15 protein-coding genes and 1 pseudogene are annotated in these 16,450 nt (G+C 48.3%); 10 read left to right on the top strand and 6 right to left on the bottom strand.

All coding sequences use genetic code 11. The annotated features are described in order from the left end of the window. The first annotated feature begins 29 nt into the window (after positions 1 to 29). Both L3N51_RS10385 and L3N51_RS10380 read left to right on the top strand, forming a co-directional pair. On the top strand, positions 30 to 1,157 hold the full coding sequence (locus L3N51_RS10385; RefSeq protein ID WP_238027148.1) for a CBS domain-containing protein: 1,128 nt from the start codon (positions 30 to 32) through the stop codon (positions 1,155 to 1,157). Then, the gene (locus L3N51_RS10380) at positions 1,154 to 1,876 is read left to right on the top strand and encodes a carbon-nitrogen hydrolase family protein (RefSeq protein ID WP_238027147.1); all 723 of its coding nucleotides are present in this window, start codon (positions 1,154 to 1,156) and stop codon (positions 1,874 to 1,876) included. Before L3N51_RS10385 ends, L3N51_RS10380 begins: the two co-directional genes overlap by 4 nt. Before the next feature lie 281 nt (positions 1,877 to 2,157). On the opposite strand, the gene L3N51_RS10375 is transcribed toward L3N51_RS10380, so the two are convergent. Beyond that, complete coding sequence (locus L3N51_RS10375; RefSeq protein WP_238027146.1) at positions 2,158 to 2,688, bottom strand: hypothetical protein; 531 nt, start codon at positions 2,686 to 2,688, stop codon at positions 2,158 to 2,160. A gap of 586 nt (positions 2,689 to 3,274) precedes the next feature. Then, the gene (locus tag L3N51_RS10370; protein ID WP_238027145.1) at positions 3,275 to 3,847 is read right to left on the bottom strand and encodes a hypothetical protein; all 573 of its coding nucleotides are present in this window, start codon (positions 3,845 to 3,847) and stop codon (positions 3,275 to 3,277) included. A gap of 227 nt (positions 3,848 to 4,074) precedes the next feature. Between L3N51_RS10370 and L3N51_RS10365 the strand changes: the two genes are divergently transcribed. After that, positions 4,075 to 4,815: a hypothetical protein gene (locus L3N51_RS10365; RefSeq protein ID WP_238027144.1), complete on the top strand. Its 741-nt coding sequence runs from the start codon at positions 4,075 to 4,077 to the stop codon at positions 4,813 to 4,815. Here the strand turns inward: L3N51_RS10365 and L3N51_RS10360 are convergent. Both L3N51_RS10360 and L3N51_RS10355 read right to left on the bottom strand, forming a co-directional pair. Beyond that, complete coding sequence (locus L3N51_RS10360) at positions 4,807 to 6,903, bottom strand: xanthine dehydrogenase family protein molybdopterin-binding subunit (RefSeq protein WP_238027143.1); 2,097 nt, start codon at positions 6,901 to 6,903, stop codon at positions 4,807 to 4,809. The two genes, L3N51_RS10365 and L3N51_RS10360, sit on opposite strands and share 9 nt — an antisense overlap. A 2-nt stretch (positions 6,904 to 6,905) precedes the next feature. Next, entirely contained in the window at positions 6,906 to 7,391 is a 486-nt protein-coding gene (locus tag L3N51_RS10355) for a PaREP1 family protein (RefSeq protein ID WP_238027142.1), read from the bottom strand. A 216-nt stretch (positions 7,392 to 7,607) separates the two neighbouring features. Between L3N51_RS10355 and L3N51_RS10350 the strand changes: the two genes are divergently transcribed. From L3N51_RS10350 to L3N51_RS10325, 6 genes are all read left to right on the top strand, one after another. After that, positions 7,608 to 9,497 carry a 2-oxoacid:ferredoxin oxidoreductase subunit alpha gene (locus L3N51_RS10350; RefSeq protein WP_238027141.1) on the top strand — a complete coding sequence of 630 codons (1,890 nt, stop codon included), beginning with the start codon at positions 7,608 to 7,610 and terminating at the stop codon, positions 9,495 to 9,497. Further along, a complete protein-coding gene (locus tag L3N51_RS10345) occupies positions 9,484 to 10,407 on the top strand; it encodes a 2-oxoacid:ferredoxin oxidoreductase subunit beta (protein WP_238027140.1) in 924 nt (307 codons plus the stop codon). The genes L3N51_RS10350 and L3N51_RS10345 overlap by 14 nt, the downstream gene beginning before the upstream one ends. A 56-nt stretch (positions 10,408 to 10,463) precedes the next feature. Then, entirely contained in the window at positions 10,464 to 10,943 is a 480-nt protein-coding gene (locus tag L3N51_RS10340; RefSeq protein WP_238027139.1) for a hypothetical protein, read from the top strand. Between the two features lie 25 nt (positions 10,944 to 10,968). Further along, positions 10,969 to 11,928, top strand: a complete 960-nt coding sequence (locus tag L3N51_RS10335; protein ID WP_238027138.1) for a VIT1/CCC1 transporter family protein — start codon at positions 10,969 to 10,971, stop codon at positions 11,926 to 11,928. Positions 11,929 to 11,998: 70 nt separating this feature from the next. Continuing rightward, the gene (locus L3N51_RS10330; RefSeq protein WP_238027137.1) at positions 11,999 to 12,904 is read left to right on the top strand and encodes an ABC transporter ATP-binding protein; all 906 of its coding nucleotides are present in this window, start codon (positions 11,999 to 12,001) and stop codon (positions 12,902 to 12,904) included. Continuing rightward, positions 12,901 to 13,740, top strand: a complete 840-nt coding sequence (locus L3N51_RS10325) for an ABC transporter permease (protein ID WP_238027136.1) — start codon at positions 12,901 to 12,903, stop codon at positions 13,738 to 13,740. Before L3N51_RS10330 ends, L3N51_RS10325 begins: the two co-directional genes overlap by 4 nt. 149 nt (positions 13,741 to 13,889) lie before the next feature. Here the strand turns inward: L3N51_RS10325 and L3N51_RS10320 are convergent, their stop codons facing one another. Together L3N51_RS10320 and L3N51_RS10315 are read right to left on the bottom strand one after the other, a co-directional pair. Continuing rightward, on the bottom strand, positions 13,890 to 14,672 hold the full coding sequence (locus L3N51_RS10320; protein ID WP_238027135.1) for a ParA family protein: 783 nt from the start codon (positions 14,670 to 14,672) through the stop codon (positions 13,890 to 13,892). Between the two features lie 64 nt (positions 14,673 to 14,736). Continuing rightward, a complete protein-coding gene (locus L3N51_RS10315) occupies positions 14,737 to 15,744 on the bottom strand; it encodes an aminobenzoate oxygenase (protein WP_238027134.1) in 1,008 nt (335 codons plus the stop codon). Positions 15,745 to 15,931: 187 nt separating this feature from the next. Between L3N51_RS10315 and L3N51_RS10310 the strand changes: the two are divergent. Beyond that, positions 15,932 to 16,450 (top strand): annotated as a pseudogene (locus L3N51_RS10310) (IS1/IS1595 family N-terminal zinc-binding domain-containing protein); the annotation flags it as partial.

Below are 16,450 nucleotides of genomic sequence, written 5' to 3'. Positions count from 1 at the left end.
CAGATTAATAAAAGATTACACGTGACATCATGAGCGCCTCAGAACTCATGGTGAGCCCATCCCTAGTTGCAAATTCCAACGACAGGCTCAGGGATGTGCTCAATAAAATGAAGGAAACTAATCAATGGGTTGTTCCAGTTGTCAACAGCAGGAAGCTAGTTGGTATTCTCTCCTTCAAGGAACTTATCAGGAGAAGAGTTAATCTGGAGACAAGGATCATAAACGTGGCCTCTCCAGTGGTTTCCCTCTCCAAGAAGGATGATTTCAACAGGGTAATAGTCAAGTTCTACACAACCAAGGCAAGGGCAATCCCGGTCACTGATGATTCCAGAAACCTCCTGGGATTAATCACAAGGGAGCAGGTCCTCTCTCACCTTCTGAACTCAGGTCAGCTGGAGACTGGGAGAGCGAGGGAATTCATGAGCTCACCGCCTGTTACCCTTTCCCCGGAAGACTCGGTGGCCAAGGCTAGGTGGATAATGGTTCGCGACAACATCTCAAGGATTCCGGTGGTCCAAGACAGGAAACTAGTGGGGATAGTTACCACGAGGGACATTGTGAACGCCCTCTACACTCCCTTGAGCGAGAGGAAGAGGGCCTCCATCCTGAGCGAGGAGGAAAGGGTGATGGCAAGCCCGCTAAAGGAGATCATGGTTTCCCCCGTGATCACGGTGTCCGGTGCGGATCTCCTCAAGGACGTGGCCCAGAAACTACTGAAGAACAAGATCTCAGGAGCCCCAGTCATGGAGGGTGACTTCGTCTCAGGAGTTATCAGTGGAATAGATGTGATAAAGTCCCTCGAGTCCAAGTTCCAGCTATCAATGCCCATAGAGGCCAAACTCACCTCAGGTCTGAGGAACAAGGAGCTGAAGGCACAGCTGGATGGGGTTCTGGAGAGATATCTATCCAAGCTTGAGAAGTTCGTGGACATAAATAACTTCAGGGTGTCCTTCAAGGAGGAGGCCTCAAGTCAGGGCAAACCCCTCTATAAGGTCTCGGTTAACGTGTCCACCAAGATAGGAAATTTCGTGGCAAACGACAGTGATAGGGATCCGGTTGCAGCGGTGAAGAGGGCAGTGGATACGTTGGAGCAAAGGTTAATAAAAAGATTAAAGAGAATCCAGGAAAAAAAGGGTGACAAGGAAGAGGTAATTTGAAAATAGCCATAGTGCAACCCACCACCGTAGAGTCAGCGCTTCGTAACACAGAGAAGGCATTGGAGAGCGGATCGCAGGTAGTCCTTTTACCTGAGAAGTGGGTGAAGACCCTAGACGACCTTCCCTTGGCTGAGTTTCAACGATTGGCTGTAAAGTACACCGCCTTCATTGTTCCTGGTGCAGTAGAGGACGAGGTTTCAGTCATTTCTCCCATAATAACGCCCAGGGGACAGATTGCAGGCATAGCAAAGAAAATTCATCTTTTTGGGAATGAGAAGGGAAAGCTCATACCTGGAACCACGCTATATTACTTCACCGTGAATGGGGTCAGGATAGGCATAGTCATATGTTACGATCTCGACTTCCCCGAGGTTCCTAGGGCTCTGTTCTCCAAGGGAGTTGAAGTTCTCTTGGTCCCATCCAAGATTCGCAGAGAGGGTATGGATAAGTGGAGGGAATATGTGAGGATGCGTGCACTGGAGAATAGGATAGCAGTGATCAACGCAAATGCGGTTGAGCTTCCAAACTTCGTGGGAGGAAGTATTGCAGTGGTTCCCTACAGGAGAGGAGAAATAGTGGACGTGAAAGCTGTAGCGGAGATGGGAGAGGAGGACGGTTTCGTCACCGTGGACATTGACCCAATGAGTTATTTTCATCTAAGGTTAGATAGACTGAGGGAGTTGGTACAGTTCTCGGTGGAGGAGCTGAGCACTGGTTAGATAGTCGTTCTTGAGGGGTCTTTGTTGACCTCATCTTTCATGCTAATTGTGTAGGCTAGTTATGGGTCCTAATGGAAATCACAATGTCGACGTCCTACTGAACTTAAGCGAGCTCTTTAGTATTGTGAAACAATTGTTCACCACACGATTTGTCCTTACGGACAGGTTTCCCGTCGTTAAGTTCGGTACATGTGTCAATACAACTTAGCCCAATATTATGACCTTGCCTTTGGTGAAGCCACTTCGCCCAGAAGGGCTAGGTTTTCCGAACGTTCGATAACTTACCTGAGATCCTTCACGTCCTCTGTTGTGTAAGACCTTATCCTGGGCTTAAGTAAGCCTATCCAATCCTCCACTAGATCGCAGTACTCTCCAATCACCAGTCCTTTTCCGCATAGCACATTATCCCTAGTAACGCCTGCCACGTAATCCGCGGCCGAGATCCATATATCCCTGTCCTTCCCTGACAGGTCCACAACTACATAGGGCCTTAAATGTTTGGCAATCTTGATCCATTTATAAAGATTTGTGGCAATGAACTCCTTGTCGCTGGACGTGAATAGGGGGACCCTATCATACACTACTTTTATCTTCGAGGAGCCGGGGATACTAATAATCAATTCGCCCAAGTGATTTGCAATCAACTTACCGTAAGTCTCTATCACCAGGTTCTTTATGTCCTCGTGCTTCTCAATTATCACTGAGATGGAAGAGACATACGGCGAGATCGACTCTATGAACAAACCCTTTACGTTGAGTCCCCGTGGATCATTCTTCTTGGGTCTATCAGCTGAATACTTGAAGATCCTCATTTCATTGAAGAGCTTTAGTGAGACGTTCTCATACGCCGTTGAAAACTGTTTCCATAAAGGTGTGAAGTTTAAATACTCTGCATTCAATATATTTCTTAGATCCCTACCCTAGATGTGGATGATAAATTCCCGAATAGTGGTGGGGGAAGGAAAAAGAAACGTAAGATGTGGGGGTTTCCTCACCGTAAGGTGAGTGGGGTTATCCCCCTAATGGGAGTGAGAAGGATGAAGGGGTTAATCCGCGACTTCGGTGAACTCCAAGGGTCGAGAATTGAATACAAAGTTGAAATTCAATGAGACCCAAACCCCTTCCTATATCCCTCCTCGTCCTGAATTAATGCTATGCTCAGCACAAAGGGTAAGGGATCGTTGACAGAAGGATTCCCAGATTCGTCAATAGAAGCAATCATCTAGAGAGTGAAGACAAACACGTTTTAAACTTGTATCATCCTGTCCGTATCCCCGGACAGTCCCTAACAATATATTTACCAGAAAATAATTAAGGTTTTCTCCGATGGAAGCAACCTGTGTTTTGTGCCTAGAAGAATTCTCGGAGAATATAGATAAGAATGAAAAATCGGTTATCTTAGCTATCGTTTTGGTCGTTATCCTGATTATCATTTCTACCCTGTGAATTCTGATTTCCATTCCCGTGGTCTCCATGGTCATGGTCTCCATGATCTTTCATGATTCCAGGATGTATGATCAATAGCGGTTCATTACTAACGTTAAGATCTCCCTTGGGGTTCATGGACACCGTATAGAATATTTTTATGACCACCTGATAAGTTCCGTTCTGGAGCTGTATTACGTGATATGGATGATGCTCGCTCACATTGAAGGTTTGGTTATCTATAGTTATTTCCACAACGAAGCGCGAAAAGTCTTTCTTCAGCTTCTCTACATGTAATAACATTACAGTATAATTATCTGACTTAGTCAATGTAATTGTAGCATTGGTTGTGACGTTTCCTTTCATACCTGGTGTTAGATTTCCTAGATTTATATTCGCAGGTATGATAGTGATATTTTCATTTCCTTGATTTGATATTATATGATATGTTATGTAGGCTATGGGTCCAAATCCTGCCACAGAGGAAGCTGCTACCCCTGAGCCCAACAGGGCCAGGGCTATTAGACCTATGTATAGTGGTTTCATTATGCGTATCCTCTACATTCCTCTATATAAGACAAACTAGATCTCTTTCCACATTCATATACGGGAAATCTAGGGATCCTTCCAAATATAGTGTTCCACTTAGTGAAAAAGATAAAAATCTAAGTATATCGCAATTAAACCTTCAAATATTTATTGCCTCAGTCACATTTGGCTTGATGGAACCCATCTCGCTTAAGGCGTTTTTACACAATCCTTCAACAAAATCCATGGCTGAAATAGCATCCAAGTTATCTAACGAACTTAATTTAGTCGAACTGATCTCTTTTTATCTGGAAGATGAACTTCTCAAATCTCTCATCAAAAGACTAGATTCTAGTCTGGAAGATTTATACAGGTCGTTTAGTAATAATAGAGATCGATTTATTCAAGTAGCAATTAACAGACTGGGAGGAAAGGCTGAGGATGGAGTTCAGTTTCCCTATTACGCAACACCTGAGACCGATGTGGCTGTAACCTTTGTGGAGAATAACTCAGTCCCAGCGAAGGTCATGGTAAAGGAGGGGAAAATGAGACTTACGTTCGTTCCCTACGAATCCTATGAGGGTCTGGAGAGGGCAATAGCTGGGCAGGGAGAGGACGATATAGTTGCCACATTTAGGGATGGGAAAGTTGTTAACCTAGAGAAGAAGAGAAACATCTTTATAGAGAATAAGTCAGTGGATGCCCTCCTTCAGGGTCCTGTAGTGCTCAACTTCTATCCCATGAAGTTAACCCTCTTCTCCTCTGTGCTTGCCATGAACCTAAAGCTGTGGGAGAACAGGGTTGTGGTGAAAAGGAACGGAGAGGAGCTTAAGGTGGAGATTGTGGAGGGAAAAGTTGGTAGGGAGGAAGTGCTTGCGGGGGGAACCCTGAGTCCAAGGTCTAAGGCCTCCCTCTATTATGATTTCAAGAAAAAGACCATCTTTAGGAACGAGATCGTTGAGGCGCTGGCCAGCAAGCTAATCTAGGAAGTGCTCAGGCCTAACCGGAACCCTAGTTATCCTCTTTCCAAGAGCGTTCTCTACCGCAGACGTTACGGCTGCAGCAGCCACTCCAACCGGTATCTCTCCAATTCCCTTAGCGCCCATGGGTGTATAGGGTGAGGGAGTAGGGACTATGTTGATCTCTATTTCAGGAATTTCCACGGCAGTGGGCATGTTGTAGTCTGAAAGGCTTGTGGTGAGGAGCTTACCATCCTCGTATATATAGCTCTCGTAGAGGGCTAGGGAGATCCCGATGTAGGTTCCTCCTATTACCTGTTCCCTCACCAGGTCCTCATCTATGGGAGTACCAGGATCTATGTAGACCACGTGTTTAACAGGTCTGATCAGTCCGGTGTCACGATCCACCTTAACCACGGCAAGATCACAGGCGAAGGGATAGGCGTTGAATCTGGTCTTACCCTGTAACGAGAAGGTGTACTTGGCCTCTTCCTCAACCTGCGTTATGGGAATTTCAACACCGTCACCTTTGGTCCTGAAAATGCCGTTGGAATAGGTGACCTCCTTTCCCAGTTCCCTCTCCAGCCTTGTCCTCATCTTTCTGACCAGCTCTTCCGTTGCTCCCTTTATTGCTCCGGCCATGAACACGGCCATCCTGCTTCCTCCAGGCCCGAAGCTCGAGGATATCTTGGAGGAATCTAGTGTCTCCACAGTGATTGAGCTTAGGGGAATACCCAGCAACTCTGAAGTCAATTTCATTGCCGTGTGCTCGTTCCCCTGTCCCTCTGGACCGTAACCAATTCCAACCACTACCTTTCCGTCTCTAACGTATAGGTGAACCTCCTCCTGTCCTGAAGGAGTGCTCGGGTCGGTGGAACAGGCCAGACCAACACCGTAACCTTTCTCCCTCAAGGAGAAGATGTCGCCCCTTGAAAGGGCTAACTCAAGGAGTTGAGAGGGATTGCCAGAGTCATAGAAGGCGTATGGTGCCTCATAGGGGAACGACCTTATGAAGTTCCTCTTTCTCACCTCCTCCCTTCCAATTCCAAGCTCGTCCGCGACGGCGTCCATCAACCTTTCAAGTGCCCAAGTATGCGGAGGTGTTCCTGCCCCTCTGAATGCTCCAGGGGGATTCTTATTGGTGGCAACTAGGTTGACCTCATACCTGATGTTCCTCACTGCGTAGGGACCAGCCAGAATACCCGTTGGCTTGAATGCCTGCCCACCAGAGGTCGCTGCGCCAACATCCTCCCACACCTTGATATCAAGTCCTGTCACCGTACCGTCAGGCAGGAAGGTAGCTCTAGCCTTAAACTTTCTCTCGGGTCCGGAACTATTTGACGCCATCAGGTGCTCCGTTCTTGTTTCGATCCATTTCACTGGAACCTTGAACTTCCACGAAGCATAGGCCACTATAACTGCATAGTTAAGCACCGAAAACTTGGCACCAAAACTACCTCCTTGACGTATGGGCTCAGCCACAACCCTCAGGTTGATGGCTCTGGAAATCTCTCCAGCCAAATAGTTTGGGGCTTGCATGTTAGCCAGTATCCTTATTCCCCACGGTTCAGGTAAGGCTATTACCCCAAAGGGCTCGATTGGATTGCCTGATGATCTTGACCAGTAGAGGTCAAGGGTAACTTCCCTTCCTCCAGCGGGAACACTTCCATATTCGAAGGTTTTGCTACCCACCACGTTGGAACCCAGTTCCTCGAAGACCAAGCTATCACCCTGGAGTGCCTGATCTATGTCGTTCACAGGTTGCAGTTCCTCGTAGTCAACCTGGACCATCTCAGCCAAGTCCTGAGCCTTATAGGGATTCTCGGCCAACACCAGGGCAACCGGTTCCCCCATGTATCTTACCTTTCTCGTGGCCAGGGGCGATTGCCCTAGGGATGAGCCTTCCCTCTCCCCAGCCTCGGCTTCCCCTACGCTCATATCCCTTCCCGTTAGAACCTTGGCTCCTCCCTTGATTGCATCTGAGATATCTATAGACTTGATCAACGCGTGGGCATAAGGACTCCTGACAAGGACTCCATAATATCCCCTGAATTGAAGGTCATCTACGTATGTTCCCTTTCCCTGAATAAGATCCACTACGTCCAGTCTTCGCATATTCAATGTTGTAATTCGTTAATTAAATGTCTTAGCTCAATGAGCAGGCTCTTAGCGTGTTTTCTCCTGAAATCAAACTCCTCCGAGCTCTGGGGCCTTGGATGGAACTCGCCATGCAGTCTCTCCGCGTTCACGAAACTGATCACCAGGGATCCATTGTTCAACTTGTATGAAAGGTACTCCACGAGGGAGAAATGATCCTGATAACTGGCGATGTCGAATCCTATCCTCATGGCCACAGCCTTCATGATGTGGGATAACGCCCTCCAGTACGCCTCCCCAGCTTCCACCAGATCTCCCCGGGAATAGAGTTCGTCTCCCAGCGCCTCAAACTCTGCGCTGAGGTCCAGTAGCGTAGCGAGTCTCTCTCCCTCCTCTAGCCTCTCCAGTACCAGCTCCGTAACTAGATCATAGGGTCTCTTCCTGTTCCTCTCACTGATCTCAAGTATCCTGTTGGCCACGGCATCAGGTACTTCTAGGGTTTTCATGGGTCTAAACCCGATACAAGGATAATATCCTTTTTTTACTATATTGCCACAAATTGTTGATGATGGCATTACTTATCGTCCCCCTTCTGTAAACTGACTCTAATTCAAAGGATTATACATTATTTCCTTTCAGAACTTTAAACCGTATCGAACGTGTTTATAATCATCAGGAGATTCACTTTAATACCTTCTGAAGCATATTATCATGAGAGAATAATGAAGATAAGTTGGGAAATTGGAGGAGCCCAGGGCGCAGGTGTTGATACTTCTGCCAACATTTTTGGGGCCGCCGTGGCAAGTGCCGGTTACTACATTTACGGTAACAGAGAGTATTACTCCAATATCAAGGGCAGACATAGTTACTTTAACTTGACCATCAGCGACAAGAGGGCCAGGAGCATCTCAAGCGTGGTGGACATATTAGCTACCTTTGACGCTGAGACGGTTTTCCAGCACTTCACTGAGGTAAGGGGAGTAATAATATATAACAAGGGCGTAAAGGACACTAAGCTGGACAGAGTTCAGAGCATGGAACCAGAGATTCAGGAGAGAGTTAAGGAGTTCCTAGAGTCCAAGGGTCTGGGAACCACAGTAGCTGACGCACTCAAGTACGTGGAGAGCAAGGGAGTGAAGCTGATCGAGCTTGACTATGACGAGATAGTGAAGAAAACGGCCGAGTCCGTGGGAGTTCCCATGTCCGTTGCAGAGAGAGCCAAGAACACCGCTGCAATTGCAGCCTCCTATGCCCTCACGGGACTAAAGAAGGATTATCTCATGGATGCGTTGAAGAAGACCTTCAAGCAGGAGACCTTTGTGAAGATCAACAGCATTGCAGCGGAAATGGTAATGGCTGGGATCAAGCCCATGTTCCAGTTGAAGGAGCTTCCCAAACAGGGGAGGAGGATCCAGGTTGATGGAAATACCGCAGTTGCCATGGGCAAGATATTCGCGGGGCTCAGCTTCCAGAGCTACTATCCCATTACCCCAGCATCGGACGAGAGCGTATACATAGAGGCCCACCAGGAGGTAATGGCCGTGGATCCAGAGACCGGAGACAAGAGAAAGAGACCCATTGTTGTGGTTCAGTCTGAGGACGAACTAGCTGCCATCAACATGGCCTCGGGCGCCGCGCTCACCGGCGTGAGGGCAGCCACTGCAACCTCCGGCCCAGGTTTCTCACTTATGGCTGAGGGAATTGGATGGGCTGGAATGAACGAGGTGCCGGTTGTTGTGACCTACTACATAAGGGGAGGTCCTTCCACTGGACAGCCCACCAGGACCTCTCAGGCGGATCTACTCTTTGCCATGCATGTTGGACACGGGGAGTTTCCTAGAATTGTAATAGCCTCTAGCGATCACGTTGAGGCTTTCCAGGATGCCGTCTGGGCCTTCAACCTGGCCGAAAGGTATCAGACCCCCGTCATTCACCTGGTGGAGAAGGCAATAGCCAACGCCTATTCCATCTTTGATGTGAGTGAGCTGGAACTGGACAGATTACGCGCTGAGAGGGGTAAGTTGGTTGAGACGCCTGACGGGGAGTTCCAGAGATTCAAGTTCACGGAAGACGGAATATCTCCTAGGGTTGTGCTGGGTAAGGCTTACGTGTTCTACACTGGTGACGAACACAATGAACTGGGGCACATCTCTGAGGACTCGGAGAACAGAATAAAGATGTATGAGAAGAGGCTCCTGAAGTTGAGGACCGCTGACAGGGAAATACCGGAGGAAGAAAGGGTAAAGGTGCACGGAGATGCAGATGCCAGGATAGCTGTGATCACCTGGGGCTCACCCAAGGGAGCAGTTCTGGACGCTGTGGAACAGTTGTCTGGTGAGGGAGTGAAGGCTCAGGTGATACAGATCAGGATGTTCAATCCGTTCCCCAAGAATCTGATGAAGAAACTCCTATCCAACAAGGAGGTAATAATTGATGTGGAGGGGAATTACGAAGGCCAGGCCGGGGTGATCACGAAGCTTGCCACCGGAATTGAGCCAACTAACTATATCCTCAAGTGGAACGGGAGGCCCATGACGTGGGATGAGGTTTACGACGGAATCAAGTTAGCCCTAAGGGGAGAGAAGAGGGTGGTGTTACATGGCGGTGCCTAAGGTCTGGATTCCTGAATGGAACGACTGGTGCCCCGGATGCGGTAACTTCGGGATCATAAATGCAGAACAGCAGGCACTATCGGAGCTAGGTCTCACCCCAGAGGACGTTGTTGTCGTTTCCGGGATAGGATGCTCTGGTAAGACTCCCCACTTCTTCAGGTTACCTATCTCAGGAGTTCACACACTTCACGGTAGAGCCCTGACCTTTGCCACAGGAATAAAACTGTCAAACCCTGAATTGACCGTGATAGTTAACGCTGGTGACGGCGATCAGCTTGGCATTGGCGCAGGCCACTTCGTGAACGCTGGAAGAAGAAACGTGGATATGCTAGTAATACTTCACGATAATGGAGTGTACGGTCTAACCAAGGGACAGGCATCTCCAACGCTGAGAAGGGGAGAGAAAACCAAGTCGCTTCCTAGACCCAATATCAACGATAATGTTAATCCCATAGCGCTTGCCATATCCTCAGGCTACACGTTTGTGGCCAGGTCATATGCTTACGATGTCAAGCATCTTAAGGAAATGATTAAGGCCGGGATAAAGCATAAGGGCCTAGCTCTCATTGACGTTCTCCAGCCCTGTCCAACATACAATGACATCCACACCAAGGAGTATTACGACAAGAGAGTGTACAAGTTAGAGACAGAACCTGGCTGGGATCCCGTGGTCAGGAAACCCGAAGAGGAGGGCGAAAAAATGGCTAAGGCTATGCTGAAGTCGCTGGAGTGGGGAGAGAGGATACCCATAGGGTTATTCTATCAGAACGAACTGGTGCCCTCGTACGAGGAAAGGATAGCCACAAACGCCCCCTCATACAAGGACAGAAACCCGTCCAAGGTTAGGTTTGAGGATGCCGGGAGATACACCACGATCATAGATGACATCCTGAAGGAGAAGGAGATCTAGTAGGAGACACTCAGGCCCTAAGACACTCTTTTATTTTCTTGTTCCTCCTCTTCACAATGTCAGAAGAATACTTCATCAATTTCATGAACGAGAAGGTCTTCGTTATCCTTCTGGGAAGTTCTGCGGACAAGACCTATCTATACTACCCCAAGGGGGACGCCCTCTTCGTCCTGAGGAATGATAAGGTGGAACTTATGGAGATAGAGGAAGTGATAGGGAGAGCGCCAGCGGGATTCAGGCTCTCTCCTCCCAAGGAAAGCTGGGACCAGATCAGGTCCAGAAAGGTCACGTGGTACATCCTAGACACTGAAATAGAGGCAGATAACGTCTACCTTGTTATGTCTTCGGACTCAGACTATAAGAGGATAGAAAACAGCGTCTCACCGAACCGCCTCAAATATTTCGTGCTGAAGGATGCAAACCCTCACGAGTACAAGGACTGGTGTTGCGTTCTCATAGCCTCCACTCGAGACATGGAAGTTCCCTCCACCTTCAAGAAGGTTTACATGCGTGATCTAGTTAAGAATAATTCTTAAATACAAGTTACTCTAGGTATAAAGTATGGAAGAGTTAGTGAACAGGAACTATAGGGCGGAGTTATTTGGTAAGGAACTTTACTCCGCCCTGGCTGAGAGTGAGAAGTCGGAGAAGGTGAAGGAGGTACTGCAAGAGCTCTCCGAGGGAGAGGGGAGGCATGCCCAGTTCTGGGAGAAAATAGCGAAAAGTAGAGGGATCAAGCTGAGGGGACTGGGTTTTCTGGATAGGTTGAAGCTCTGGATCCTGAGAAGGCTCAGGAGAGTTCTGGGCCTAGCCCTTGTCCTCAAGATAGTGGAGGCTGGGGAAGAGAATGACGCGGAAAAGTATTACCGCTTCTCCACTTCTCAGGAGTTCACTGACACAGAGAGGCAGGGTTTCAGGGATATCATGATGCAGGAGATGGTTCACGAGGACATGCTTATACAGACTCAGGTTAACGTGGATACTGTGAGGGATACGATATATGCAGTTAGCGACGGTCTTATAGAGGTTCTGGCGTCTGTGTCTGGACTTGCGGGCATATTCTCGGTTCCGCTATACGTGGCTCTAGGTGGGCTCATTGTGGGAGTGTCAGGAATGATATCCATGAGCATTGGCGCCTATCTTTCAGCCAAGTCAGAAGAGGACATCAGGAACAATGCGTTGAGGAAGGCCAGACTGAGAAGTCTCCTGGAGGGTTCCAGAACCGAGGAGGAGAAGGAGGTCTCCAGGACTGGAGAGAGCGTAAGGACCACCGCAATCTCCTACATCATTGGTGCAATAGTTCCCGTGCTACCGTTCCTCCTGGGTTTAGGAGGAGTGATGGGGCTAGTGACGTCATATGCGGTCACTGGAATTGCCACGTTCTTGGTGGGCGCCCTCATAGGCATACTCAGCGATGTTAGTCCCTGGAGGAAGGGGGCAGTAATGACGGGATTGGCTTTGGGAGCCGCACTGGTAACACACGCGCTGGGTTTGCTGGCACACCTGGCAGGTTTTTCGTGAATCTCGTGAAGTGAAAACAACTCAATCTCTTTGGCATATTCTTAATACTCTCAGAACAAGACTCCCATTGATGGAGACCTTAAGGGCAGAGAACATAGCAAAGCGTTACGGGAATAAGCAAGCTCTTGATGGGGTCACCGTCTCGGCCGAAGGTGGGATGATCACAGCTATTCTTGGGCCAAATGGGGCAGGGAAGACCACTCTCATCAGGATCATGATGACCCTAATCCATCCTGACAGGGGAAGGGTCTCACTCCTTGGGATGGATCCCTTCAGGGAGAAGGACGTCTTCAAGAGGGTGGGTTACGTGCAGGAGTTGCCAAATCTTCCACCCTTTCTGACTGGAAGGGAACTCCTGGAGCTCTCCGCCAAGTTGAAGGGAGTGGACAGAAATGACGTGAGGAGAGCGCTGGAGCTTGTGGGAATGACGGAAAATGCTGACAAGAAAATCGCCAAGTACAGTAAGGGAATGATACAGAGGATTGCCCTTGCTGAGGCCCTTCTGGGGAATCCAGAGTTACTCGTTATGGATGAACCCAACGTGGGGACGGATCCAATCCTCAACCTGAGGATGAGGGATGTCCTCAATGAGCTGACCAGGTCTGGCGTTACCGTTCTGATGACTTCACACGAACTCGAGGAAGTGAAAAAACTTGCGCACAAGGTCATCTTCATATACCGCGGAAAGATATTCTTCTCCGGAACCACAGAGGAGCTGGTCCTGCGTTTCCTTGGCGTCAGGGTAATACTCGAGACGCCTGATAGGGAGCAGTTTCTGGCCCTGATGAAGGGCCTAGATTACGTGAAGTCAGTGGAGGAGCGGAGAGACAAGTACGTGGTGGAGTTGAGCAGAGACGCTAGGGAGGAGCTTTTGAGGGAACTAGTACTTGGCGGGGTTAGGATAAGGTCATTCTACTTGGATCAGGATCTGGAACAGGCCTATGAGAGGGCAATTAAGGAGGCCGAGGCAAGATGATGTGGGATCTGATATCTTACGAACTTAGAAGATCCGTCGCGAGGAAAAAGGTGATCTCCCTAATCGCGATCACTGTTCTCTTCGAGGTGGGTGTCTACGTGGCTCTATCCCAGGTCAGGAGCCCAAGGATAGAGGAGCTCATAGCTCCCATCTCTCCCATATTGTGGTTAGCGGGGGTTCTCCTACCACAAAGTCTATTATTGCACTTTATCGCCATATCTATAGCCTCTGGATCCCTCTCTGAAGAGTACGAGCAGGGAACTGTGGATTTCTTTCTAACGAAGTCCATAACACGGTTAAAGTTTGGACTGAGTAAGTTAGCTGGCGGTTATATACTAGTGATAGGGATATACCTGCTCATGGTATTACTTGCTGTAACGCTCTCGGAGTTGCTATTTGGAACACAGATCGAACTTCAATTTCTTCCGGGCCTCGTGGGCTCTGTCATATTTTCCTCCCTCACCTTCTTCAGTGTCGCATTCATGTCCGGTGAACTCCTCAGGAGAAGTAGCCTGGCGTTTCTGGTTTCCAGCTCGGTGCTGATTGGCTCCATTCTTATTGGGGCAGTCTTGGTTTTCGTGGCGAGACTCACCAATGATCCCGTGTTTAACTCCATAGCCATAGCTCTTCCATCGTGGGGGGCTACGGAACTACCTTTCCTTTACGCTGGGACGATACCAAACGCCTCACTTATAGTTCAAGCGCTTGAAATTTTCCCCGCAATACCTGGGACTGGGATAGATGCAGTGGTCCTGACTCTGGGATACTCCTCCATCTCCCTGATACTCGCATTCATGAGTTTACTATCTAGGGATATCCCCAAGAGGGTTCCTTGATTCGTGGGGCCTAGTCTGGTTTGTTGTGTATTTCACGTTAAAGGTTCGTTAAATACACAACAATATGAGGTAGCCCCTTTGTATGTTCTTTAGTTAACCTAATCGTGTCAGTTTGGTTCTGCCAGCTACTGTACTTGTCTGAACCTAAGCTACTCAGGAAACATTTCTACCCTTTGAATCAAGGTAACCAGATCGTTTATCTCATCTACCTCAGGAAGTTGATCTATACTTCCTTTAAATGAGAATAACTCATCCAAGAATGGAATGAAAATCACTGACGAGAACAAGTTACCCAACTCTTTCACAAGGTTTCTCATTTCCTCCATTCTCGTTGTCGGGATCATGTTAATTACTAGAGTCTGTCCAACCACCCTAACCGGTAAGTTGTGCAGAACTTCCTCCTCATTCAGTTTCCTCGCGAAGGAGATAGTATTCTCTATGTTTAATTGAAAGGGATCCGTGACGAATACCCTGTAACTGCGTGTGTTGGGGAAACGATCTGTGTATGCGTCGAGTTCCAGTTTTATTTCCTCATTGGAGGGAAATGTTGTACTCTTGTTATCTAAAATGATGAAATCGTGGCCCAACGACAGAACCTCTTGATATCTCTGGCTGAACGCCCTTTTCAGTTTTGGATCCGAGATGATCAGTCTGACATCTTCCCTAAGCCTGGGGCCATCGCCGTAGAACTTGAGAACTTGAAGGTTTCCACTCCCTATCCTTTTCTCAACAAAGTAGTCCCCTTCCTCCCTATCCACCACGCTTGCAATCAGGCCCTTCCTCTTAATTCCAACGAGCCATGATGCGTAACCTATCTGATCCCTATCAACTAGAAGTACCGTTTTACCAAGTTCGCATAGCCTCTTTGCCAGGAGTAACCCCACAGTTGACTTCCCCACTCCTCCCTTGTTTCCCAGTATTATTATTCGCAAGTAAACACCCGGCTTTTTGTAAGAATAACAAAAAGTTGTTAAAAAAATTATCGCTTAATTGGTTTTAGAAAATCGGAACGAAATCATCCTCTTTCAGGTCCTTGATCTCTTCACCGGTTATTCCCAGGTCGGGTATTGCAGGCATTGGAACTCCGTATCTGCCCAGTGTAGCGCCCACCCTCATTATGGCAGTCCTCCACGCCTCCTCCTTCTCCTTCATCTCCGGAATGTAGAATCCCGCACTCCTCGCAAGATCCTCCATCTTCTCCGTGACCTCAAGATACCATGGAGGAAGTCTCCAGAAGTCCTTGGGAGGTTTATAGGTTATTAAGGAGAGGAAGACAAATCCAGCTCTAACCTGCTTGGAAACCAGTTTCTTCCTTTCGTCATTCATGCCGGCTGCATTGCTGGTCATGATCAGGTGGGTAAAGGCGTAATGTCTGGTTTCGTCTACCGCAGTGTTTTTGAAAGCTTTTCCGAACTCGTCTATCTTTGATCCCTTGGACATGGTGGAGAACACGGTTGTGGCTGCTGCCTCTCCCATCATGAATGAGGTGAAAAGAACGTCCATGGTGTACTTGCTATACGCCTCCAGGTAAGCCTTCCAGTACCTTGAGCCATTATACCATGCCCACAACGTGTTAAGTCTAACCTTCTTCTCCAGGTCGTCTTGAGGTTTGAAATCGAAGGGATACCCAGGTAACACACTGTTAATTGCGAGCCCACACATTACGTTGTGTCTGTTCTCGTCATAGGTAATTGTAGTTATAACCCCCTTCACTGCCGTATCCAAGTGAAGCTCGTGGGACTTCACGAGAGCATAGGCGAAAACTGGTGTGGCGTTGTCAAAGGTGGAGAGCAGGGACCACCAGTAGGCTATGGCCAGTCTCTGTTTTCTATCCAGTCCTGAGGCAATCTCCTTAATCTTGTCCCAGTTTATGTCCTGCTCATCCCACTGCTCCCTCTTTGCCCTCCTGTAGAGTTGCCAGGCCTTCTCGTTATCAAAGCTCCATCGTGGCGGATAAACGTTATACGGAGGGAACTCAGGTTCCCTGTTGAAATCTAGGGACACCCTTTCACCTATATTATAATGATTGTCTGAAGTATATAAATGTTCCATAAAATCTATAATTTATCTTTAGAAGCTCTATATCTACATATAAATGGCACCCTTCACGTTCATAAAATAAGTCTTTCTAACGTGATATGGTCATAGTGTCGTCACTAAGGTATAAATATTTGTAAAGGGAGTATTACTTATGGCCAGGAGGGGAAGGAAACCTGTCTACAGGGACGTTCCCTGTCCCTCTTGTGGAAGTAATCACGTGGTTAAGAACGGGAAGATAAGGGGAAGGCAGTTCTACCTGTGCAGGGAGTGCGGGAGGAAGTTCGTGGAGGGAGCTAAACACCATCACGATAGGAGCGTGAGGGAGAGGGCCCTCAGGATGTACGCGAACGGGATGAGCATGAGATCTCCAGGGTACTTCAGGTCCCACTGGGCACGGTATTCACGTGGATCAAGAGGTACGGAGGGAAGAAGTACGCGAAACTCGTGGGGCTGTGGAGGAGAGCCAGGGACGAGCTGAATGAGGGCGTGAAGGTCGTGGACGAGATGTGGACCTACTTCAGGAGGAACGCGAAGGCGTTTTACTCTTGGGTCTTCACGGGATTCGTGTTCTCCAGAAAGGGGATGTACGTCGTGTTCTCCGTGGGAGACAGGAGCGAGAACACGTTTCAGGAGCTCGCGCAGTACGTGCCCGAGAAGGGGACATGGGTTT

The sequence above is a fragment of the Metallosphaera javensis (ex Hofmann et al. 2022) genome (genome assembly GCF_022064045.1).
GTDB classification, from domain to species: domain Archaea; phylum Thermoproteota; class Thermoprotei_A; order Sulfolobales; family Sulfolobaceae; genus Metallosphaera; species Metallosphaera javensis.
Note: the sequence above shows the minus strand (reverse complement) of the source record. Positions and strands in the feature narration are given on the sequence as shown.

Bases quoted from the DNA above. Each gene is read 5' to 3' on its own strand.
- L3N51_RS10385 (WP_238027148.1), top strand. From the start codon at position 30: ATGAGCGCCTCAGAACTCATGGTGAGCCCATCCCTAGTTGCAAATTCC.
- L3N51_RS10375 (WP_238027146.1), bottom strand. From the start codon at position 2,688: ATGAGGATCTTCAAGTATTCAGCTGATAGACCCAAGAAGAATGATCCA.
- L3N51_RS10370 (WP_238027145.1), bottom strand. From the start codon at position 3,847: ATGAAACCACTATACATAGGTCTAATAGCCCTGGCCCTGTTGGGCTCA.
- L3N51_RS10365 (WP_238027144.1), top strand. From the start codon at position 4,075: ATGGCTGAAATAGCATCCAAGTTATCTAACGAACTTAATTTAGTCGAA.
- L3N51_RS10360 (WP_238027143.1), bottom strand. From the start codon at position 6,903: ATGCGAAGACTGGACGTAGTGGATCTTATTCAGGGAAAGGGAACATAC.
- L3N51_RS10355 (WP_238027142.1), bottom strand. From the start codon at position 7,391: ATGAAAACCCTAGAAGTACCTGATGCCGTGGCCAACAGGATACTTGAG.
- L3N51_RS10350 (WP_238027141.1), top strand. From the start codon at position 7,608: ATGAAGATAAGTTGGGAAATTGGAGGAGCCCAGGGCGCAGGTGTTGAT.
- L3N51_RS10345 (WP_238027140.1), top strand. From the start codon at position 9,484: ATGGCGGTGCCTAAGGTCTGGATTCCTGAATGGAACGACTGGTGCCCC.
- L3N51_RS10340 (WP_238027139.1), top strand. From the start codon at position 10,464: ATGTCAGAAGAATACTTCATCAATTTCATGAACGAGAAGGTCTTCGTT.
- L3N51_RS10335 (WP_238027138.1), top strand. From the start codon at position 10,969: ATGGAAGAGTTAGTGAACAGGAACTATAGGGCGGAGTTATTTGGTAAG.
- L3N51_RS10330 (WP_238027137.1), top strand. From the start codon at position 11,999: ATGGAGACCTTAAGGGCAGAGAACATAGCAAAGCGTTACGGGAATAAG.
- L3N51_RS10325 (WP_238027136.1), top strand. From the start codon at position 12,901: ATGATGTGGGATCTGATATCTTACGAACTTAGAAGATCCGTCGCGAGG.